Origin of the sequence: Ornithinimicrobium pulveris, assembly GCF_050261105.1 — a bacterium.
Lineage (GTDB): Bacteria > Actinomycetota > Actinomycetes > Actinomycetales > Dermatophilaceae > Ornithinicoccus.
Genome location: NZ_CP189837.1, coordinates 760,430 through 781,122 on the forward strand (window position 1 = coordinate 760,430; position 20,693 = coordinate 781,122).

Here is a 20,693-nt window from a genome sequence, read left to right on the forward strand (position 1 = left end):
ATGAGGAGAAGAGACATGACGGAGCTTTCGATCCGTCCGGAGGAGATCCGCGACGCGCTGGACCAGTTCGTCCAGTCCTACGAGCCGAGCGCCGCCTCTCGTGAAGAGGTCGGGCGCGTGGTCGACGCCGGTGACGGCATCGCCCACGTCGAGGGTCTGCCCTCGGCGATGACCAACGAGCTGCTGCAGTTCGAGGACGGCACGCTGGGCCTGGCCCTGAACCTGGACGTCCACGAGATCGGCGTCATCGTGCTGGGTGACTTCTCCGGCATCGAGGGGGGCCAGGAGGTCCGCCGCACCGGTGAGGTCCTGTCCGTGCCCGTCGGCGACGGCTACCTGGGCCGGGTCGTGGACCCGCTGGGCCAGCCGATCGACGGCCTCGGCGAGATCGAGACCGAGGGCCGCCGCGCCCTGGAGCTGCAGGCTCCCGGCGTCATGATGCGAAAGTCGGTGCACGAGCCGCTGCAGACCGGCATCAAGGCGATCGACGCGATGATCCCGATCGGCCGTGGCCAGCGTCAGCTGATCATCGGTGACCGCCAGACCGGCAAGACCACGGTGGCGATCGACACCATCCTGAACCAGAAGGCCAACTGGGAGTCCGGCGACCCGGAGAAGCAGGTCCGCTGCATCTACGTCGCCATCGGCCAGAAGGGCTCGACCATCGCCTCGGTGCGCGGCACCCTGGAGGAGGCCGGCGCGCTGGACTACACCACGATCGTCGCGGCCCCCGCCTCCGACTCCGCGGGCTTCAAGTACCTCGCCCCCTACACCGGCTCGGCCATCGGCCAGCACTGGATGTACGACGGCAAGCACGTGCTGATCGTCTTCGACGACCTGTCCAAGCAGGCCGAGGCCTACCGCGCCGTGTCGCTGCTGCTGCGCCGCCCGCCGGGCCGCGAGGCCTACCCGGGTGACGTCTTCTACCTGCACAGCCGCCTCCTGGAGCGCTGCGCCAAGCTCTCCGACGAGATGGGCGCGGGCTCGATGACCGGTCTGCCGATCATCGAGACCAAGGCGGGTGACGTGTCGGCCTACATCCCGACCAACGTCATCTCCATCACCGACGGCCAGATCTACCTGCAGTCGGACCTGTTCAACTCCAACGTCCGTCCGGCCATCGACGTCGGTGTGTCGGTCTCCCGCGTCGGCGGTGCCGCGCAGGTCAAGGCCATGAAGTCGGTCTCCGGCCGCCTCAAGGTCGACCTCGCGCAGTTCCGTGAGATGGAGGCCTTCGCGATGTTCGCCTCCGACCTCGACGCCGCGTCCAAGGCGCAGCTCGAGCGCGGTGCCCGCATGGTCGAGATCCTCAAGCAGCCGCAGTCCGCCCCGGTCCCGGTCGAGGAGCAGGTCGCGATCATCTGGGCCGGCACCAACGGCCACATCGACGACGTGCCCGTCTCCGACGTGCGCCGGTTCGAGGCCGAGTGGGTCGACTACCTGCGTCGTGAGCAGGACGGTCTGCTCGCGGGCATCCGCGAGACCGGCAAGCTCGGCGATGACGTCGAGTCGGTCCTGGGCGAGGCCATGGACGCTTTCAAGAAGGAGTTCTCCCCGGACTCCAGCCACGAGATCCACGTGGGCTCCAACGAGGACGACGAGAACGTCGACGCCATGGGCGAGGACGAGGTCGAGCAGGAGCAGATCACCGTTCAGCGGCGCTGACCCGCCCACACCTACAGCAACGAGAGGCAGGACATGGGAGCGCAGCAGCGCGAATACAACCAGCGCCGCCGATCCGTCCAGTCGACGAAGAAGATCACGCGGGCGATGGAGCTGATCGCCGCCTCGCGCGTCGTCAAGGCCCGGCAGCGGGTCGCTGAGACGACGCCCTACGCGAACGCGATCACCCGGGCGGTGTCGGCCGTGGCCACCCACGCCGACGTCGACCACCCGCTGACCACCAAGCGGGATCAGCCCCGCCGGGCGGCGATGCTGGTCATCACCTCCGACCGTGGTCTGGCGGGCGCGTACTCCGCGTCGGTGCTCAAGCGCAGCGAGCAGTTGCGTGAGCTCCTGGAGGAGGAGGGCATGGAGGTCGTGCCCTTCCTGACCGGACGCAAGGCGGAGAACTACTACCGCTTCCGCGGTCGGTCCTTCGAGGAGTCGTGGACCGGGTTCTCCGACAAGCCGAACTTCGAGGTCGCCAAGGAGATCGCCGAGCGCGGTGTCCGGGAGTTCATCGCCGGCTCCGAGGAAGGTGGCGTGGACGAGTTGCACATCGTCTACACCCGCTTCCGCAGCATGGTCACCCAGGAGGTGCAGGTCACCCGCCTGCTCCCGCTGGAGGTCGTGGAGGACGAGCGTCCGCTGAGCGAGCACGCCTACCCGCTCTACGAGTTCGAGCCCGCCGCCGAGGATGTGCTGGACGTGCTGCTCCCGCGCTACATCACCTCGCGGATCTGGAACGCGCTGCTGCAGTCGGCCGCCTCCGAGCTGGCCGCCCGCCAGCGGGCGATGAAGTCGGCGACGGACAACGCCGAGGAGCTCATCAAGACCTACACCCGGTTGGCCAACCAGGCCCGCCAGGCCGAGATCACCCAAGAGATCAGCGAAATCGTGGGCGGCGCGAGCGCCCTCGCCGACGCCAAGAAGTGAGAAGGAAGCACTGAACCATGACTGCTACCACTGACGCTCCCCAGACGGAGCAGAGCCAGGGCGCCGTCGGTCGGCTGGCCCGGATCATCGGCCCGGTCGTCGACGTCGAGTTCCCCCCGGGGAGCATGCCCGCGCTGTACAACCTGCTGAAGACCGAGGTCGAGCTGGACGGCGACCGCAAGGTCATTAACCTCGAGGTCGCCCAGGACATCGGCGACAACATGGTCCGCGCCATCTCCCTGCAGCCCACCGACGGCCTCGTCCGCGGCCAGGGCGTGCAGGACACCGGCGGCCCGATCATGGTCCCCGTCGGCGACGTGACCCTGGGCCACGTCTTTAACGCGACCGGTGACGTCCTCGACCTGCCCGAGGGCGAGACCCTCGAGGTCAACGAACGCTGGGGCATCCACCGCTCGGCGCCGGCCTTCGACCAGCTGGAGTCCAAGACCCAGATGTTCGAGACCGGCATCAAGGTCATTGACCTGCTGACCCCCTACGTCCAGGGTGGCAAGATCGGCCTGTTCGGCGGCGCCGGCGTGGGCAAGACGGTGCTCATCCAGGAGATGATCGCCCGTGTGGCCCGCGACCACGGTGGTGTGTCGGTCTTCGCCGGTGTCGGTGAGCGCACCCGTGAGGGCAACGACCTCATCGTCGAGATGGAGGAGGCCGGCGTTCTCGGCCAGACCGCTCTCGTCTTCGGCCAGATGGACGAGCCGCCGGGCACCCGCCTGCGCGTCGCGCTGTCCGCGCTGACGATGGCGGAGTACTTCCGTGACGTGCAGAAGCAGGACGTGCTGCTCTTCATCGACAACATCTTCCGCTTCACCCAGGCCGGTTCTGAGGTCTCCACGCTGCTGGGCCGCATGCCCTCCGCCGTGGGGTACCAGCCGAACCTGGCCGACGAGATGGGCATCCTGCAGGAGCGCATCACCTCGACCCGTGGTCACTCGATCACCTCGATGCAGGCGATCTACGTGCCGGCCGACGACTACACCGACCCGGCCCCGGCGACCACCTTCGCCCACCTCGACGCGACGACCGAGCTCTCCCGCCCGATCGCCTCGATGGGTATCTACCCGGCCGTGGACCCGCTGACCTCAACCAGCCGGATCCTGGACCCGCGCTACATCACCCAGGAGCACTACGACACGGCGGTCCGGATCAAGTCGATCCTCCAGCGCTACAAGGAACTGCAGGACATCATCGCGATCCTCGGTATCGACGAGCTCTCCGAAGAGGACAAGATCCTCGTCGGCCGCGCCCGTCGTATCCAGCGCTTCCTGTCGCAGAACACCTACGTCGCCAAGCAGTTCACCGGCATCGAGGGTTCGACGGTTCCGCTGTCCGAGACCATCGAGGCCTTCACCAAGGTCGCCGACGGCGAGTACGACCACGTCCCCGAGCAGGCCTTCTTCATGTGCGGTGGGCTCGAGGACGTCGAGCGCCAGGCCGCCGAGCTGGAGAAGAACAGCTGATCAACGTGCACGCCTGAGTTCCAGGTATGGCGAAGGGCCGGTGAGTGGAGACACTCACCGGCCCTTCGGCATACGGGGCAGGACGCGGAGTCGAGGAGCGCTCAGGTGAGGCCGAGCGCGTGCGCCTCCTCGTGCAGCTCGGCCCGGACCTGCGGGTGGGCGCAGCTGTCGATCAGGCCGAGCGCCTGCTCGCGTTCGGAGCGACCCCACAGCGGGGCGGTGCCGTGCTCGGTGACGATCGCGGACTGCTGGACCGAGGTAACCGGCTCGTCCAGCAGCGGGACGATGGTGGACACGTCGGCCTTGGGGTGCCAGGAGCGCAGGGCGATGATCGCCTGGCCGCCGGGGGAGTGCAGCGCGCCGACGATGAAGTCGGTCTGCCCCCCGAAGCCCGAGTGGATGCGGGCGTTGATCCGGGACGCGTTCGCCTGACCGAACAGATCCACCTCCAGCGCCGTGTTGATCGAGGTCATCATCCGCTGGCGGGCGATCAGGGCGGGGTCGTTGGTGCGCTCTGTGCGCAGCATGTGCACGCGCCGGTTGCTATCGACCCAGTCGTAGAGCGCCTGCGAGCCGAAGAGGAAGGACGTGGTGAGCGGGTGCTCGGCGTCGAGCGCGCCCAACTCATCGAGCGCGAGGACGCCGTCGGAGAACATCTCGGTCCAGATCCGCAGGCCCCGGTGCTCGGTCAGCGCGGCCAGGACCGCGTCCGGGACGGCGCCGATCCCCATCTGGAGGGTGGCGCCCTCGGGGACCATCGCGGCGACCCGCGCGCCGATCTCCCGCGCCTCCTCCCCGAGCTGCTTCCCGTCCCCGGCGGCCGGGAGCGGCTGACTCACCTCGACCGCGTAGTCGACCTGGTCCACGGGGACGAGAGCGTCGCCATACGTGTAGGGCATCTGGTCGTTGACCTGGGCGACCACGATGCCGCCACGCTCGCGCACGGCCTCGATGGCGGCGGGCAGCACGTTGACCTCCAGGCCGAGGGAGAGCACGCCGTCGCGGGGCGGCGCGCAGTGCAGCAGCACGGCGTCCACGGGCAGGTGGCGCTGGTAGAGCATCGGGACCAGGGACAGCCGGGAGGGGACGTAGCGCAGCCGCGGGCTGCGGCGCTGGCCGGGGCCGACGAAGCAGGTCTCCAGGGTGATCCCCTCCCGGTCGGGAAGGCCAGGGGGACCGTTCAGCGCGTGCAGGGTCCAGCGGGGGAGCGCCTCGTCCGCGGCACGGACGAGTTCCCAGGGCACGGCATGGTTGCCGGAGACGACGACGCGGGGCTGGTCGGGCAGGGCCTGGAGCGCCCGCGCCAGGCCAGTGGTGTCGACGGTGATCACCCCTCCATCCTCCCGCGCGTCGCGGGGGTACGATCACCCGGGTCCCGCCGTGCGGCGAGGGCCCGGCAGCGGCCTCGGCCGGGGGCGAAGGCGTCCCCGCCGAGCCAAGCATGACACCCTCGAACCACCCGCTAGGAGACCCGCGTGAGCCTGTGGCGCCTGCACGGAGACGGCTATTCGATCAAGCCCGGCCAGGTGGTCGGTCCCCGCGAACGGCTGGCCTGGGCGCCGACGATCGGCATCGGCATGCAGCACGTGGTCGCGATGTTCGGCGCCACCTTCCTGGTGCCGCTCATCACCGGCTTCCCGCCGAGCACGACGTTGCTGTTCAGCGGAATCGGGACGCTGCTCTTCCTGGTGATCACCGGCAACCGGGTGCCCTCCTACCTGGGCTCCTCCTTCGCCTTCCTCGCCCCGATTGCGGCGGCCCAGGGGCAGCACGGCCCGGCCGGGGCGCTCGGTGGGGTGGTGATGGCCGGTGTGGCCCTGGCGCTGGTCGGGCTGCTCGTCCAGGTGCTCGGCCATGGGTGGGTCAGCCGGCTGATGCCGCCGATGGTGACGGGCGCCATCGTGGCCTTGATCGGGCTGAACCTGGCGCCGGCGGCCTGGCGCAATGTCAAGGAGGCGCCGGTCACCGCGTTCGCCACGGTCGCGGCGATCGTGCTGTGCACGGTGCTCTTCCGCGGTCTGCTCGGTCGCCTCTCCATCTTGCTGGGCGTGCTGGTCGGGTATGCCGTAGCGGTCGCCCGCGGCGAGGTGAACTTCGAGGCTATCGGCGAGGCGAAGCTCGTCGGCGCGCCGGAGCTGATGTTCCCCGAGTTCCACTGGAGCGTGGTGGGCCTCTTCCTGCCGGTCGTGCTCGTGCTGGTCGCCGAGAACATCGGACACGTGAAGTCGGTGGCCCAGATGACCGAGGGCAATGCCGATGCCCTGGACCACATGATCGGGCGCACCCTGATGTCGGACGGCCTGGCCACCACCTTCGCCGGCAGCGGCGGTGGGTCGGGGACGACGACCTATGCCGAGAACATCGGGGTGATGGCGGCGACCAAGGTCTACTCCACGGCCGCCTACTGGGTCGCCGGCCTGACCGCGGTCGGCTTGGCCTTCCTGCCGAAGTTCGGCGCCGCGATCCAGACCGTGCCGATCGGGGTGCTCGGCGGGGCAGCGACGGTGCTCTACGGGATGATCGGGCTGCTGGGCTTCCGGATCTGGGTCGAGCACCGGGTCGACTTCGGCAACCCGATCAACCTCACCACGGGTGCGGTCGCCCTGGTCGTCGGGATCGCCAACTACACGATCACCGCCGGTGACCTGGTCTTCGAGGGCATCGCGCTGGGGACAGCGGCCGCGCTGATCCTGTATCACGGCATGCACGCCATCAACCGGCTCACCGGCGCGGTCGAGACCGAGGGCCACCTCACGGTCGGGGGATCGACCAATGCGGCGCCGGAGCTGGCTGACCCGTCCTGGAACGAGCCTCGCGGACCGGTAGACTGATCGTCGGTACCCCGCACGTAGCGCGCGATCGACCAGCGCAACCGCACGAGAGGAACAACCCGTGAGCCAACTCCAGGTGGAGCTCGTCTCCTCCGACCGTCAGGTCTGGAAGGGCGAGGCATCTGCGGTCAGCGCCCGCACCGTCGACGGCGAGCTGGGCGTGCTGCCCAAGCACTCGCCGCTGCTCGCCGTGCTGATCGAGGGTGAGGTCCGGATCGAGACCGGCGGCCGCACCGAGACCGCCAAGATCGACGGCGGCTTCCTGTCCGTCGACAACGACAAGGTGGTCATCGTGGCGGACAACGTGGACGCCGAGCACCTGACCTCGACCGCCGAGCACGCCTGACGAAACGCGAATGCCGGACCCACTCCTCCTGGTGCTGCTCGTCGCCCTCGCCGGCCTGCTCATCCTGGGGCTGGGACTCTGGCTGCTACGCCGCGTCGCCGATGCCGACGCCGCCAGCGCCCCGATGCCCACCTGCTTCCGCCCCGGCGTGGGGGACGGGTCGTGGCGCCGCGGCACCATCCGCATCACCCAGGACCGCCTCGCCCTCAAAGGGCCGGGCGGTCTTGCTGCTGGTCCCTGGGTGCGGGGAGACCTGGACCTGGGCGTCGCCGAGACCGCGGTGGGGCAGGACGCGGAGCAGCTCGGCCGGGAGGGTCTGATCACCGTGCCGGTCACCTACCAGGGGTCCACCTTCGAGCTCGCCCTGGACGAGCAGCACTACACCGCCCTGCGCGCCTGGGTCGAGGCCGTGCCACCGGGCTGGCGCAACCCCATCTCCTGAAACACCGTCGCGGCGTCAATCCTCCTGCGCGGGGTGAAGCATCCTTCGCGGCGTGGATCTTCTTCCGCAGGGGTGACGCATCCTTCGCCGGTCACTCCTCCGGAGGGAGTGCCGCCCTCGACAGGCCCTGATGTGCAGATCCGGCTGTGCACAATCCGCGCCCAGGCACCCGACACGCAACACCAGATGTGCACAGTGCAGGACACGCCGGGGCGGGGTGCCAAGAGGGCTGGCTACTCCCGCCCGCCGCGTGGCTACTCCCGCCCGCCGCGTGGCTACTCCCGCCCGCCGCGTGGCTACTCCCGCCCGCCGCGTGGCTACTCCCGCCCGCCGCGTGGCTACTCCCGCCCGCCGCGTGGCTACTCCCGCCCGCCGCGTGGCTACTCCCGCCCGCCACCCGGCGTCCAGAGCACGTCGCCACCGGCTGAGTCGTTGGCCACGCGGCCCAGGATGAAGAGCAGGTCGGAGAGGCGGTTGAGGTACTTCGCGGTCAGCGGGTTGACCCCGCCCTGGCCCTTGGTCTCCGCGCGCTCACCGCTCGCGGGCTCTTCGCCATACGCCTCGATCGCCGCCCATGCGGCCCGCTCTGCGCGGCGACAGACCGTGCGGGCCACGTGCAGGTGCGCCGACCCTGGCGTGCCGCCGGGCAGGATGAAGGAGCGCAGCGGCTCCAGCCCCTCGTTGTAGCGGTCGCAGTCCGCCTCGAGCTCGGCGATCCACTCGGCCTTGACCCGCAGCGGCTCCCACTCGTAACTCTCCTTGAGCGGCATACACAGGTCGGCACCGACGTCGAAGAGATCGTTCTGGATCCGGGTGAGCGTCTCCTGCACCTCGATCGGCAGGTTGCCGCAGGAGATGGCCACGCCGATCGTCGAGTTCGTCTCGTCGGTGTCGGCATACGCGGCCAGCCGCAGGTCGGTCTTGTGGGTGCGGCCGTTGTCGCCCAGGGCCGTGGTGCCGGCGTCGCCGGTGCGGGTGTAGATGCGCGTCAGGTTGACCATGCCCCGATCCTCGCAGGTATGCCGCAACCCCGGGAGGTGCGCCCCGTCAGGTGACCAGGGTGGCGGCCGAGCGGCGGGGGTCGGCCGCGGCGAGCAGGCCGCGGCGCGGGGAGCGCATGGCGGCGCCGACGCCCCCGAAGTACATGGCGAGGTGGCCGTGCTCGTGGCGCGGCATCCCGGCGGCGTCGAGGGCGGCGGCGATCGTCTCGTCGGTCTCGTGATCGATCCGGGTGCTGCCGTCGTCCATCCGGCGCGGGTGCATGCGCGGGCGGTCGATCGCGGTCTGGAGATACTCCCCATGCCGGGCGAGGTGCAGCAGGACCTGCGCGAGCGCCGTCGTGATCCGGTCGGCGCCGGGGGTCCCGATCGCCAGGATGCCGCCGTCGCCACGTCGTGCCGTGGTGGGCGCCATGTTGGAGGCCAGCCGGGTGCCCGGGGCCAGGGCGTGCAGGCCGTGCCGGTTGAGCTCGAGCTCGCCGAGGGCGTTGTTGGCCATCAGGCCGGTCCCGTCGATCGTCATGCCCGACCCGTAGCCCGCGCTCGCGGTGAGCGCACACGCCATACCTTCCTCGTCCACGACCGAGACGTGGGCGGTGGAGGGAGAGGTGGGCAGGCCCGTCTCACCGATCTCGTGCAGCGTCTCGAGCAGTTCGGCGCCGGCCGCCGCGAGGTCCTCGGCCGTGTCGATCCGGTCCAGGCGGATGTCCAGGACGTCCTTCATGACGCGGGCCGCGCCCGCGGGACCGATGTCGCCGTCGGTCGCGCTGAGCAGGCGCAGCAGCGCGGTGAGCACCGGCCCGCCGATCGAGGGTGGCGGGTTACAGGCCAGGTCCCAGTCGCCCAGTGAGCTGCGCAACGCCTTGCGCACGTGCGGCTCGTAGGCGGCGAGGTCCTCCAGGGTGAGCAGTCCGTCGCGGGCGGCGATGTCGTCGGCGATGGTGCGGGCGAGGTCGCCGGTGTAGATGCTCTGCGCCCCGTCCGCGCCGATCTGCTCGAGCGTCTGCGCCAGGTCCTCGTCGCGGATGAGCATCCCTACCGGCGGCTGGTCCCCATCGTCGGTGAGGGTCGCGCGGGTGGCCGGGTCCCAGGCCAGGATGGTGTCGGTGACCAGCACCAGATAGGACTGCGCGGTGGGCGAGAGGCCATAGCCCGCCCGTGCGACATCGGCCGCAGGCTGCAGCAGCTCTCGCCACGGCGCCGAGCCGAAGAGCTCGTGAGCGCGGCCGAGCCCGGCGAACATGCCGGGGGTGGCGACCGAGCCGGCACCGACATAGGTCACCATGCCGCCGCCGTAGTCGCTGTCCACCTTGATCAGACCGCGCCCGAAGGCCCCCTTCGGCTGGCCGCGCCCGGGCATCTCGACATTGCCGTCGATGACGACCGGCTCGCCCTCCTCCGGCCAGATGTTGATGAAGCAGCCGCCGAGCGGTGCCACGACACCGGGCTCGGTCGTGGTCGCGGTGATGATCGCTGCGATGGCGGCGTCCACGGCATTGCCACCGCTGGCGAGCGCGTGCGCCGCCGCCTGGGCGGCATGGGCGTTGGGGGCGGCGATCGCGGCGCGACGGGTCATGGCGAAGATTCTGCCAGCCCCAGCGGCTAGAACAGGCGGGTCTCCGCGTCATCGATGCCGCGCAGCGCCTCGTAGTCCAGCGTGACGCAGCGGATGCCGCGGTCGGTGGCCAGCACCCGGGCCTGCGGCTTGATCACCTGGGCGGCGAAGACACCCTCGACCGGGGCCAGGTGCGGGTCACGGTTGAGCAGTTCCAGATAGCGGGTCAGCTGCTCGACGCCGTCGATGTCGCCGCGCCGTTTGATCTCCACCGCCACCGTCGCACCGCCGGGGCCCTTGCAGAGGATGTCGACCGGTCCGATGGCGGTGGGGTATTCGCGGCGGAGCAGGCTGTAGCCGTCACCAAGGGTGTGGATGTGCTCGGCCAGCAAGGCCTGCAACTGGGCCTCCACGCCGTCCTTGACCAGGCCGGGGTCGACGCCGAGCTCATGCGCGTTGTCGGAGAGCACCTCGTGCAGCCGGATCCGCAGGGTGTCATCGCGCTTGGCGTGCCGGACCAGCCAGACCGCCTCGACGCCTTCCTCCCGCTCGAGGTCATCGGGCTCGATCTCGGCCATCGAGCACGGCGGCGCCATCCAGTTCAGCGGCTTGTAGGAGCCTCCGTCGGAGTGGATCAGCACCGAGCCGTCGGCCTTGACCATGAGCAGGCGGGTCGCCAAGGGCAGGTGGGCCTCCAGAGCCCCCTGATAGTCCACCGAGCACCGGGCGATCACGACACGCACCGGCCCACCCTAACCGGGCCCGGTGCGCACGATCACCTCTCCTGATTCCCGGGACGGCCTCGAGCAGTAGGGTCAAGACGTCCCGATGCGGCCGCGAAGGAGGATCCGTGACCACTGCTGCCGAGGTGCCCTCGCACGTGCGCCCGCACCTCATGCACGCCTTCCTGCAGCACGTGGCGGACCGGTCCGGGATCGACGTCCTGCACATCAAGGGCGCCTCCGTGCACCCCGACCTGCTCGCGCGCGATGGCGACGGTGCCCCGCGCTGGCGGCCGTCGGTGGACGCCGATCTGCTGGTCCGACCCGAGGACGCCTCGCGGATGCTGCGGATCTTGGCTGAGCACGGGTGCACCCAGTGGTCCAGCTTCGTCAGCGGCTCGCCCTTCGAGCACGCGGCCAATGTCACCCACGAGTCCTTCGGTGGGGCCGACGTGCACCGGTGGTTCCCCGGTTTCCGGGTCGCCCCGGGCCGCGTCTTCGACCAGCTCTGGGAGCGGCGCCAGGTCGTGCCGATCGCGCACCGCGAGTGCGGCACGCCTGACCTGCTCGACCAGCGCCTGATCCTCCTGCTGCACGCCGCGCGCTCCGGCAGCGCCAAGGCGGGCGACAAGGTCCGAGCCTGGGACGAAGCCGACGACGACACCCGGAGACGCATCCGGCAGCGTGCCGATGAGCTGGGCGCCACCGTGGGCCTGGCGGCCGCGATCGGCGAACTCGACCTGCACCGCCGCGATCGCACCTATCGCCTGTGGCACCTCTTCTCGCGCCAGACCGACCACTCCCGCACCGAGGAATGGGTGGCCAGGGTGATGGCCGCCCGCAACCCGCTGCATGCGGCGTCCGTGCTGGGTCGCTCGGTGCTGCCGAACACCGACTGGCTGGCCATCGAGCTCGGCCGCCCGCCGACCCGCGCCGAGATCCGGAGGGCCTGGCTCGGCCGGTTCACCCGAGCCGTGCGTGAGCGGCGGGGACACGGCATACGGGATCGGGGCCCTGGCGCCGAGGCGGAGGGGGAGGCGAGGTGAGCCGGCTGCACCCCGACGTCGCTTGGGTGACCGACCCCGACACCGGGATCGTCTACGCCGGCCTGCTGCCCGCGGGCCCGCTCCTGGTCCTGGCCGACAGCTCCGCGGTGATCTTCGAGGCGCTCGCGGCCGGCGAGGACCCGGTGGCCGCGATCGTCCAGGTGTGGCCCGAGGCGGGCGAGGAGGCCGGCCCCGCCGTCCGCGCGCACGTGGCCGAGCTCGAACAGGTGGGGCTGCTGGTGCCCGAGGAAGGGGCGCGCCGACCTCGACCGGCCGACACCGACCCCGTCTGAGAGGATCGGGACATGCGCGAGATCAACACTGTTGGGGTCATCGGACTGGGCACCATGGGTGCCGGCATCGTGGAGGTCTTCGCGAGGGGAGGGTGCAGCGTCATCGGCGTGGAGACCACCGCCGAGCTGGCCGAACGTGGACGCGCGATCCTGCAGGCCTCCACCGACCGGGCCGTGGCCAAGGGGCGGCTCGACGAGGCCGGGCAGCAGGAGATCCTGGACCGGATCACGATCACCACCGAGCTCACTGACCTCGCCCCGGCCGACCTCGTCGTCGAGGCGGTGCCCGAGGTGATGTCCATCAAGCACGACGTCTTCGGACGGCTGGACGAGATCGTCGGCGAGGACGCCGTGCTGGCCACCAACACCTCCAGCCTGTCGATCACCGAGATCGCGGCCCCGACCAAGCACCCCGAGCGCGTCGTCGGCCTGCACTTCTTCAACCCGGCCCCGGTGCTCAAGCTGGTCGAGGTGATCACCACGCTGCGCACCGACGACGCCGTCACCGAGGCGGTCGTCGCGCTGTCGGAGAAGTTGGGCAAGAAGCCGGTCGTCGTGGGGGACCGCGCGGGGTTCGTGGCGAACTATCTGCTCTTCGGCTACTTCACTTCGGCGCTGCGCATGCTCGAGCACGGGCATGTCTCGCGGGAGGACCTGGACACCGCGATGCGCGTCGGCGCGGGGCTGCCGATGGGGCCGTGCACACTGATGGATCTCGTCGGGCTGGACGTGTGCCACCACATCGGCGACGTGATCTACTCCCATACCCGTTCCACGATGCACGCGCCGAGCCCGATGCTGGGCCGGATGGTGACCTCGGGGCTGCTGGGTCGCAAGAGCGGGCGGGGTTTCTACACCTACGCCAAGCCGGGCAGCGGTCAGGTGGTCGAGGACGCGCAGACGCCCCCTGCGGTCGGCAAGTCGGGCCCCTCGGCCGTCGGCGTCATCGGGACCGGCGAGGTGGCCGACGACCTCGCCTCCCGGCTCGAGGAGGGTGGGTATGCCGTGACCCACGTCCGCGACGCCGAGGACTCCGCTGAGCTCGCCTCGCTGTCCGGGGTCGGACTGGTCGTCGAGGCGCAGGACCTGGAGGTCGACCTGGCTCTGCTGGAGAACCTCGAGGGTGAGGAGCTGGAGAGCTACATGGAGGAGCTGCCGGGGAGGGACATCGACGACCTCTTCGCCGAGCTCGCCGAGATCACCGGCGATGACACCGTGCTGGCGACCGTGAACAGCGCCGCTGCCTTCGCGCTCGGGGCCGTCACCGGTCGTCCCGAGCGCAGCGTGGTGCTGCGGGTGCACGCGCCCACGGGCAACGGCCAGGTCGTGGAGATCGCGCGCAGCTCGGTGACCGACGAGGACGCCATCGCGATGCTGCGTGAGGTCGTCAGCCGGATCGGGGCCGAGCCGGTGGTCTGCCGGGACCGGGCCGGGCTCGTGGTCGACGCCCTGCTCGTCCCGCACCTCAACGATGCGGTCCGGATGCTCGACGAGGGCTATGCCTCGGCGTCCGACATCGACACCGCGATCCAGTACGGCCTGGGCTATCCCATGGGGCCGTTCGCGATGATCGACCACATCGGTGCCGACGAGGTGCTGGCGGTCTGTGAGGAACTGTCCGCGGGCACCTCCGGGCTGCCGCGCGAGGCGGTCGAGCCCTCACCGCTGCTGGTGGAGCACGTGCTGCTGGACCGGCCGTTCACCGGCTGAGTGCCACGCTCCAACCGACCCCGACGTAGCCGCCGCAGTGGTGGCGCTCGCCCACGCTCGGGGGGTGGCGGCATACGGGACCTGCGGGCTCGGGGCGTGACCGAGGTGACCTATGCCGGTCAGGTGTGGGGCGTGCGCCAGGTGCGGCCGAACGACAGCGGCCGGGTCTACCGGTGCCCCGGCTGCCAGGGCGAGGTCGGTGCCGACAGTGCGCACACGGTGGCCTGGCCGATCGCCTCGATGCAGACAGTGGAGAACCGGCGGCACTGGCACAGCCCCTGCTGGGCCGCGCGGGAACGTCGCCGCCCGGGTGGGTCCTACGCCTGACCAATGTCGACCGCTCCCACCGGGGTGCGGGTGGGCGTCAGGGGGAGGCGGGTTGGACGAGCTCGACGAGGACGCCGCCGGCGTCCTTGGGGTGGATGAAGTTGATGCGGGAGCCGGCGGTGCCGCGGCGGGGCTCGTCGTAGAGCAGGCGCAGGCCGCGCTCGCGCAACAACTCGGACACCCCGTCGATGTCGCTGACCCGGTAGGCCAACTGCTGCAGGCCCGGTCCGTTGCGGTCGATGAACCTGGCGATCGTGGACTCCGGCCCCGTCGGGGCGAGGAGTTGGATCATGGTGCCGCCGGCGTCGTGGGCGTCCGCGGGTCCCACGGCGATCATCGCCTCGCGCACCCCCTGCTCGGCGTTCGTCTCCTCATGGGCCAGGCGGTTGCCGAGCACCTCCTGGTGGAAGCGGATCGCCTCGTCCAGGTCCGGGACGGCGATCCCGACGTGGTCGACAGCCAGCAGGAACGGGCCCAGATCGGCGGTGATCGGCGTGGCGCTCATGCCGTCCAGAGTAGACCGATGGCCGGACGTTACGGTGGCCCGCATGGCCGACCTCCTGCTGCGCGACGTACGCCTCGTAGCCCTTGATGCCCTCGACCATCCCGAGGGCGTGGGGGCACCGGGCGACCACGCCGGGGATGCCGCCAAGGGCCGGTCCGGTGCTGCGCCGGAGCCGGTCGACGTGCTCATCACCAACGGGACCATCGCGGAGGTGGGCCCGCGGATCGAGGGGGGACACGGCATACCGGAGGTGGACGGCGGTGGCCGGTGGGCGATGCCCGGGCTGTGGGACCACCACGTGCACGTCCAGCAGTGGGGGCTGACGCGCAGCCGGTTGGACACCTCGGGGGTGCGCAGCGTGGCCGACGCGCAGGAGCTGGTGCGGCACCGGCTGACCTCGCCACTGCCGGCGACCGGTGCCGTCATCGGCTGGGGTCACCGGTGCGCGACGTGGGACGTGCAGCCGACGGTCGCCGCCCTGGACGAGGTCTCGACGACCGTCCCGATCATCCTTATCTCCGGCGACGGGCACCACGGCTGGCTCAACACCCGCGCGCTGGAGCTGCTGCGGGCCCGGCGCACCGAGGATGTGCTGCTCGAGGACGAGTGGTTCGCGGTCTATGACCGGATGAGCGAGCTCCCCGGCGCGGTCGCAGAGGCCGACCGGGGCCTGGAGCAGGCGCTGACCGACGCGCTGGGCCTGGGCGTGGTGGGGCTGACAGACCTGGAGTTCGGTCAGCCCTGGGAGCAGTGGCGGCACCGCAAGGCCGAGGGGCTGCCGCTGGTGCGGGCGCGGGTGGGGGTCTACCCGGACGGTCTGGACGCGGTCATCGAGGCGGGTCTGCGCACCGGAGACCTGGTGTCCGGGACCCTCGGCCTGGTCACGATGGGGCCGCTGAAGATCATCTCGGACGGCTCGTTGAACACCCGCACCGCCTGGTGCTGCGAGCCGTATGCCGATGGTGGCGACCTCGAGCATCCGCGCGGCGCGGCGAACCTCAGCGCGGACAAGCTCACCGAACTCCTCACGCGGGCGCAGCAGCACGGGTTGGAGGTCGCCCTGCACGCGATCGGGGACGCGGCGGTGCACCAGGCGCTGGAGACGTTTGCGGCGACGGGGGCTGTGGGTGGGATCGAGCACGCCCAGCTGGTGTCGACCGCTGACCTCGAGGTGTGGCGCCGGTTGCCCGTGCGGGCCAGCGTGCAACCGGCGCACCTCCTGGACGACCGGGTGGTGACCGAGCAGTGCTGGCCGGACCGGACGGACCGGACCTTCAGCCTGCGGACCTTCCTGGACCAGGGGATCGAGGTGGTGCTGGGCTCGGACGCCCCGGTCTCACCGCTCGACCCGTGGCTGGCGATGGCTGCGGCAGTGCACCGTGGCCCGACCGACGCCCCGGCCTGGCACCCGGAGCAGGCGCTGACCCTGCGGGAGGCGCTGGCCTGCTCGGTCGACGGTCAGCGGGTGGCTGCGGGCGGTCGTGGGGACGTGGTGCTGCTCGATGTCGACCCACTCGCGACGCGTGGCCACCCCACCGAGGTGCAGGCCGACGCCCTGCGCGCGATGAGTGTCTCGGCCACCATCGTCGATGGGAGCCTCGCCTCCGGCGACCTCGGCTGAGGGCACTACAGTGGCGATCAAAGACTGACGATCCCCACCACCGACGCTGGAGGCGCACCGATGAGCAGCACGCCCGAGACCACCACCCCCGCCGACGGCACCAGCACCGGCACCACCTCGGTGCTCGTCGCCGGCGCCCGCACCCCGATGGGCCGGCTGCTGGGGTCGCTGTCCGGTTTCAGCGCTGCCGAGCTGGGTGGCTTCGCGATCGCCGGGGCGCTGGAGAAGGCCGGGGTGTCCGGCGACCAGGTCGACTACGTGATCATGGGCCAGGTCCTCACCGCCGGCGCCGGGCAGATCCCCGCCCGGCAGGCCGCGGTCAACGGCGGCATTCCGATGAACGTCCCCGCGCTGACCATCAACAAGGTGTGCCTGTCGGGGATCGACGCCATCGCGCTCGCCGACCAGTTGATCCGCGCCGGTGAGGTGGACGTGGTCGTGGCCGGCGGCCAGGAGTCGATGAGCAACGCTCCCCACCTGCTGGAGAAGTCGCGCTCGGGCTACAAGTACGGCGATGTCACGGTGCGCGACCACATGGCCTTCGACGGGCTGTGGGACGCCTTCACCGACCAGGCCATGGGCAACCTGACCGAGGACGCCAACACCGCCGATCGCGAGTTCAGCCGCGAGGAGCAGGACGCCTTCGCCGCGCGCTCCCACCAGTTGGCCGCGGCCGCCTGGGAGAAGGGAATCCTCGAGGACGAGGTCGTGACCGTGCAGATCCCGCAGCGCAAGGGTGACCCGGTGGACTTCAAGGCCGACGAGGGGATCCGCGCCGAGACCACCACCGAGTCCCTCGGCAAGCTGCGCCCGGCTTTCAGCAAGGACGGCACCATCACCGCCGGGTCGGCGTCTCAGATCTCCGACGGAGCCTGCGCAGTCGTGGTCATGAGCAAGGCCAAGGCGGAAGAGCTGGGGCTGACCTGGATCGCCGAGATCGGCGCGCACGGCATCGTCGCCGGCCCGGACTCCAGCCTCCAGAGTCAGCCCGCCCGCGCCATCGTGGCGGCCTGCGAGAAGGAGGGCATCACGCCCACCGACCTGGACCTGGTAGAGATCAACGAGGCCTTCGCCGCAGTCGGCCTGGCCTCCACCAAGGAACTCGGGCTCGACGAGGACATCGTCAACGTCAACGGCGGCGCGATCGCGATGGGTCACCCGATCGGGATGTCCGGAGCCCGGATCCTGCTGCACCTGGCGCTGGAGCTGCAGCGCCGGGGTGGCGGGGTCGGTGCCGCCGCCCTGTGCGGCGGTGGCGGCCAAGGTGACGCCCTGATCGTGCGGGTGCCCCAGCAGGGCTGAGCGCGGTGAGTGCTGCGGCATACCTGATCCGGCGTCCGACCCGGTCGGACACGGTGCCCTTCTCCACCCTGCACGCCGAAATCTGGCGGGCGACCTACCGCGGCGTGATGGAAGACCGGATCGTTGACGCGCTCGAGCCAGCCAGCTTCGCCGCGACCTGGATGGCGGTCGGCAGCGGCTATGACGAGGGCACCATCCCGGACGACGGCCGCGGGTTCTGGGTCGCCACCCTGGAGGAGGAGCCGGTCGGCTTCATCTTCTTCGGACCGCCACGTGATGAGGACCCGCCCCAGGAACGCCAGCTGTTCGCGCTGAACGTGCATCCCGACCACCACGGCTCGGGTCTGGCCGGGCGGCTCATGGACGAGGGCTTCGGGTCCGGTCCCGCCTATCTGTGGGTGGCCAAGGGCAATGGTCGGGCGATCCGGTTCTACGAGCGCAACGGCTTCGTGCTGGATGGGACAGAGTCGACGGACCAGCACGATGGTGTCGTCGAGCTGCGGATGGTGCGCAGCGGCTAGGTCCGGCTGAGCCGGCGAGGTGTGGCCGACCTAGCCGACGAGCCCGGCCAGGTTGAGCAGGAAGAGCACGGTGAAACCCGCCAGGAAGATCAGGCCGATCCAGGCCAGCCAGCGCAGCGCCGGGGCCAGCGTGGCGTCCTTGCGGACCAGCGAGAAGTTCAGCCAGGCGAAGACCGGGGCGGTGACAAAGGCGCTGATCATCGCGTAGCGCAGCATGTCGGCCAGTTGCGCCGACATCCACACCACGATGGCCAGCCCCAGGATGCTGATCCCGGTGATCCACAGGTCCTTGGCGCGGCGGCTGAACTCGGCCTGGCCGCGCAGCAGCCGCAGCGATTCTGCGCTGGCGCGGGCGTAGCCGTCCACCACGGTGATCACGGTGCCGAACATCGCGGCGAAGGCGACCAGCGCCATGAGGGGCACGGCCCACTGCCCGATCGCTGCGCCATACATGGACATCAGCTGGGGGATGTAGGCGCCGCCGGCCATCTCCAGGTCCTCGCCGCTGCCGTACTGGACGAAGACACCGAGGGCGACGAAGAAGACGGCCAGCACGGTGGAGACGATGAAGCCCAGGTTGAAATCGAACAGGATGCCCTTCTTCTGAGCGGCCTCCGGGTTCTCCTTGACCTTGGCCTTGATCCACAGCGAGTTGAGGGCGCTGACCTCGATCGGGGCCGGCATCCAGCCGATCAGGGCGACGAGGAAGGCCAGAGTGGCCAGGTTCCAGGGGGAGGGCTCGATGAAGCCCGGCTCGCGGACCGCACCCTGGGCGGCGGCCATCACCACGGCGACCACGGTCGACACCGACAGCACGACCAGGATCAGCTTGGTGACCCCGTCCAGCGCCTTGTAGTGGCCACCGACCAGCAACACCCAGGTGATCCCCATCAGCAGTGCCGCCAGGACCGGGACGGTGATGCCCCAGCTCGCCGGGACGAGGTACATCAGGATCACGGTGCACAGCAGGGCCACGCCAGCGGTCGAGACCACGGAGGAGTAGACGCACAGGATGAAGAAGATGACCAGGTAGGCCTTGCCCTTGCGGGCGTAGCCCTCGACCAGCGATAGGCCGGTCTCGGCGGTGAACTGGGGGCCGAAGCGGAAGAAGGGGTACTTGAGGATGTTGGCGACGATGATCAGGCCGACCAGCTGCCAGCCGAAGAGTGCACCGGCCTGGGTGGAGGCGACCAGGTGGGAGGCGCCGATCGCGGCCGAGGCCATCAGCAGACCCGGGCCGAGCGAGGCCCAGCGGGACGGGGTGGCGCTGGACGAGTTCTCGCGGGTCGTCGTCGACATGGTCCTCGAACCTAGCAGTTAGGGTCGGCACCGTGACCGAACTGCGCAGCTGGTATCCCGAGATCGAGCCCTACGACACCTTCCAGCTCCCCGTGGGGGACGGGCACGAGCTGTATGTCGAACAGTCCGGCAACCCGGACGGCAAGCCGGTGATCTTCGTGCACGGCGGGCCCGGGAGCGGGACATCCCCGCGGCAGCGGCGGGTCTTCGACCCCGAGCGCTACCGGATCGTCCTGTTCGACCAGCGCATGGCCGGCAGGTCGACGCCGCACGCGGCCACCACCGTCGACCCGCAACTATGGGCGACGAACACCACCGACCACATGGTCGCCGACATGGAACGGATCCGCGAGCGGCTCGGCATCGAGCGCTGGCAGGTCTTCGGGGGTTCGTGGGGCTCCTGCTTGTCCCTCGCCTACGCCCAGGCGCACCCGGAGCGGGTCACCGAGCTGGTGCTGCGGGGGATCTTCACGTTGCGCGTCGGCGAGCTGGCGTGGATGTATGAGCGTGGTCACCTGGAGCACATCTATCCCGACCTCTGGGCGGACTTTGTCGCCCCGGTCGCGCCGGAGCGACGGCAGGAGATGCAGATCGCCTATCACGACCTGCTCTTCGATCCCGACCCTGCGGTGCATGTGCCCGCAGGCAAGGCCTGGAGCGGGTGGGAGGCCCGGGTCATCACCGTGCTGCCGGACGATGAGGGCTACGCCAAGGCGGTGGAGGACGACCAGGCGGTCGCCTTCGCCCGGATCGAGAACCACTTCTTCGTGCACGGCGGGTTCATGCGCGAGGGGCAGCTGCTCGACGCCGCCAACCTGGCTCGGATCGCCCACCTGCCGACCGTGATCGTGCAGGGTCGGCTGGACATGTGCACGCCCGCGCGGACAGCCTTCGACCTCGCGGCGGGGCTGCCCGAGGCGCACTTCGTGGTCGTGCCGGATGCGGGTCACGCGTTCAGCGAACCGGGGACCCTGGATGCCCTGGTGCGGGCCACGGACGCCTTCGCGACCGTCTGAGGGAGGCGGCGCCGGTGTGCGGCGCGAAGGCTTGCGCACGTGCTCTGACCTGCAGTGATGTGCTGATCCTGGGCGCCTGAGAAATC

20 protein-coding genes are annotated in these 20,693 nt (G+C 70.4%); 14 read left to right on the top strand and 6 right to left on the bottom strand.

From position 1 onward, the window contains the following. Positions 1-15 precede the first annotated feature (15 nt). From atpA to atpD, 3 genes are read left to right on the top strand one after another with little or no spacing between them, the layout of a single operon-like run. Positions 16-1,665 (top strand): F0F1 ATP synthase subunit alpha, encoded by a 1,650-nt coding sequence (atpA, locus tag ACQBAT_RS03500; RefSeq protein WP_420746842.1) that lies wholly within the window; start codon positions 16-18, stop codon positions 1,663-1,665. A 33-nt stretch (positions 1,666-1,698) separates the two neighbouring features. Next, a complete protein-coding gene (locus ACQBAT_RS03505; RefSeq protein ID WP_420746841.1) occupies positions 1,699-2,598 on the top strand; it encodes a F0F1 ATP synthase subunit gamma in 900 nt (299 codons plus the stop codon). 17 nt (positions 2,599-2,615) lie between these two features. Then, a complete protein-coding gene (gene atpD / locus ACQBAT_RS03510) occupies positions 2,616-4,073 on the top strand; it encodes a F0F1 ATP synthase subunit beta (protein WP_420746840.1) in 1,458 nt (485 codons plus the stop codon). Between the two features lie 101 nt (positions 4,074-4,174). Here the strand turns inward: atpD and ACQBAT_RS03515 are convergent, their stop codons facing one another. Then, on the bottom strand, positions 4,175-5,404 hold the full coding sequence (locus tag ACQBAT_RS03515) for an acetyl-CoA hydrolase/transferase family protein (RefSeq protein WP_420746839.1): 1,230 nt from the start codon (positions 5,402-5,404) through the stop codon (positions 4,175-4,177). A gap of 150 nt (positions 5,405-5,554) precedes the next feature. On the opposite strand from ACQBAT_RS03515, the gene ACQBAT_RS03520 reads away from it, so the two are divergent. The 3 genes from ACQBAT_RS03520 (at position 5,555) to ACQBAT_RS03530 (ending at position 7,692) form a co-directional block, all read left to right on the top strand. Continuing rightward, positions 5,555-6,904, top strand: coding sequence for a uracil-xanthine permease family protein (locus ACQBAT_RS03520; protein ID WP_420746970.1), 1,350 nt, complete (start codon positions 5,555-5,557; stop codon positions 6,902-6,904). Between the two features lie 61 nt (positions 6,905-6,965). Continuing rightward, positions 6,966-7,250, top strand: coding sequence for a F0F1 ATP synthase subunit epsilon (locus ACQBAT_RS03525; protein ID WP_420746838.1), 285 nt, complete (start codon positions 6,966-6,968; stop codon positions 7,248-7,250). A 10-nt stretch (positions 7,251-7,260) separates the two neighbouring features. Next, positions 7,261-7,692: a DUF2550 family protein gene (locus ACQBAT_RS03530; RefSeq protein ID WP_420746837.1), complete on the top strand. Its 432-nt coding sequence runs from the start codon at positions 7,261-7,263 to the stop codon at positions 7,690-7,692. A 380-nt stretch (positions 7,693-8,072) separates the two neighbouring features. Here ACQBAT_RS03530 and ACQBAT_RS03535 read toward each other — a convergent pair whose 3' ends face one another. Genes ACQBAT_RS03535 through nucS form a run of 3 tightly spaced genes read right to left on the bottom strand, consistent with a single transcriptional unit; the run spans position 8,073 to position 10,988 of the window. Continuing rightward, positions 8,073-8,693 carry a cob(I)yrinic acid a,c-diamide adenosyltransferase gene (locus ACQBAT_RS03535; protein WP_420746836.1) on the bottom strand — a complete coding sequence of 207 codons (621 nt, stop codon included), beginning with the start codon at positions 8,691-8,693 and terminating at the stop codon, positions 8,073-8,075. Between the two features lie 46 nt (positions 8,694-8,739). Continuing rightward, entirely contained in the window at positions 8,740-10,266 is a 1,527-nt protein-coding gene (locus tag ACQBAT_RS03540) for a gamma-glutamyltransferase (protein ID WP_420746835.1), read from the bottom strand. 26 nt (positions 10,267-10,292) lie between these two features. Continuing rightward, the gene (gene nucS / locus ACQBAT_RS03545; protein WP_420746834.1) at positions 10,293-10,988 is read right to left on the bottom strand and encodes an endonuclease NucS; all 696 of its coding nucleotides are present in this window, start codon (positions 10,986-10,988) and stop codon (positions 10,293-10,295) included. 107 nt (positions 10,989-11,095) lie between these two features. Between nucS and ACQBAT_RS03550 the strand changes: the two genes are divergently transcribed. From ACQBAT_RS03550 to ACQBAT_RS03565, 4 genes are all read left to right on the top strand, one after another. Further along, positions 11,096-12,013 carry a nucleotidyltransferase family protein gene (locus ACQBAT_RS03550; protein ID WP_420746833.1) on the top strand — a complete coding sequence of 306 codons (918 nt, stop codon included), beginning with the start codon at positions 11,096-11,098 and terminating at the stop codon, positions 12,011-12,013. Beyond that, positions 12,010-12,306 carry a hypothetical protein gene (locus ACQBAT_RS03555; protein ID WP_420746832.1) on the top strand — a complete coding sequence of 99 codons (297 nt, stop codon included), beginning with the start codon at positions 12,010-12,012 and terminating at the stop codon, positions 12,304-12,306. Before ACQBAT_RS03550 ends, ACQBAT_RS03555 begins: the two co-directional genes overlap by 4 nt. A 12-nt stretch (positions 12,307-12,318) precedes the next feature. Beyond that, positions 12,319-14,016, top strand: coding sequence for a 3-hydroxyacyl-CoA dehydrogenase family protein (locus tag ACQBAT_RS03560; protein ID WP_420746831.1), 1,698 nt, complete (start codon positions 12,319-12,321; stop codon positions 14,014-14,016). A gap of 96 nt (positions 14,017-14,112) precedes the next feature. Next, complete coding sequence (locus ACQBAT_RS03565; protein WP_420746830.1) at positions 14,113-14,343, top strand: hypothetical protein; 231 nt, start codon at positions 14,113-14,115, stop codon at positions 14,341-14,343. 37 nt (positions 14,344-14,380) lie between these two features. Here the strand turns inward: ACQBAT_RS03565 and mce are convergent, their stop codons facing one another. Beyond that, entirely contained in the window at positions 14,381-14,848 is a 468-nt protein-coding gene (gene mce / locus ACQBAT_RS03570; RefSeq protein ID WP_420746829.1) for a methylmalonyl-CoA epimerase, read from the bottom strand. Between the two features lie 43 nt (positions 14,849-14,891). Between mce and ACQBAT_RS03575 the strand changes: the two genes are divergently transcribed. Genes ACQBAT_RS03575 through ACQBAT_RS03585 form a run of 3 tightly spaced genes read left to right on the top strand, consistent with a single transcriptional unit; the run spans position 14,892 to position 18,292 of the window. Next, the gene (locus ACQBAT_RS03575; protein WP_420746828.1) at positions 14,892-16,469 is read left to right on the top strand and encodes an amidohydrolase; all 1,578 of its coding nucleotides are present in this window, start codon (positions 14,892-14,894) and stop codon (positions 16,467-16,469) included. Between the two features lie 60 nt (positions 16,470-16,529). Further along, positions 16,530-17,771 (top strand): acetyl-CoA C-acetyltransferase, encoded by a 1,242-nt coding sequence (locus ACQBAT_RS03580; RefSeq protein ID WP_420746827.1) that lies wholly within the window; start codon positions 16,530-16,532, stop codon positions 17,769-17,771. A 5-nt stretch (positions 17,772-17,776) separates the two neighbouring features. Continuing rightward, entirely contained in the window at positions 17,777-18,292 is a 516-nt protein-coding gene (locus ACQBAT_RS03585) for a GNAT family N-acetyltransferase (RefSeq protein WP_420746826.1), read from the top strand. Between the two features lie 30 nt (positions 18,293-18,322). Here the strand turns inward: ACQBAT_RS03585 and ACQBAT_RS03590 are convergent, their stop codons facing one another. Beyond that, positions 18,323-19,591 carry an NRAMP family divalent metal transporter gene (locus tag ACQBAT_RS03590; RefSeq protein ID WP_420746825.1) on the bottom strand — a complete coding sequence of 423 codons (1,269 nt, stop codon included), beginning with the start codon at positions 19,589-19,591 and terminating at the stop codon, positions 18,323-18,325. 41 nt (positions 19,592-19,632) lie between these two features. Between ACQBAT_RS03590 and pip the strand changes: the two genes are divergently transcribed. Then, a complete protein-coding gene (gene pip, locus ACQBAT_RS03595) occupies positions 19,633-20,607 on the top strand; it encodes a prolyl aminopeptidase (RefSeq protein WP_420746969.1) in 975 nt (324 codons plus the stop codon). The last annotated feature ends 86 nt before the right edge of the window (positions 20,608-20,693 follow it).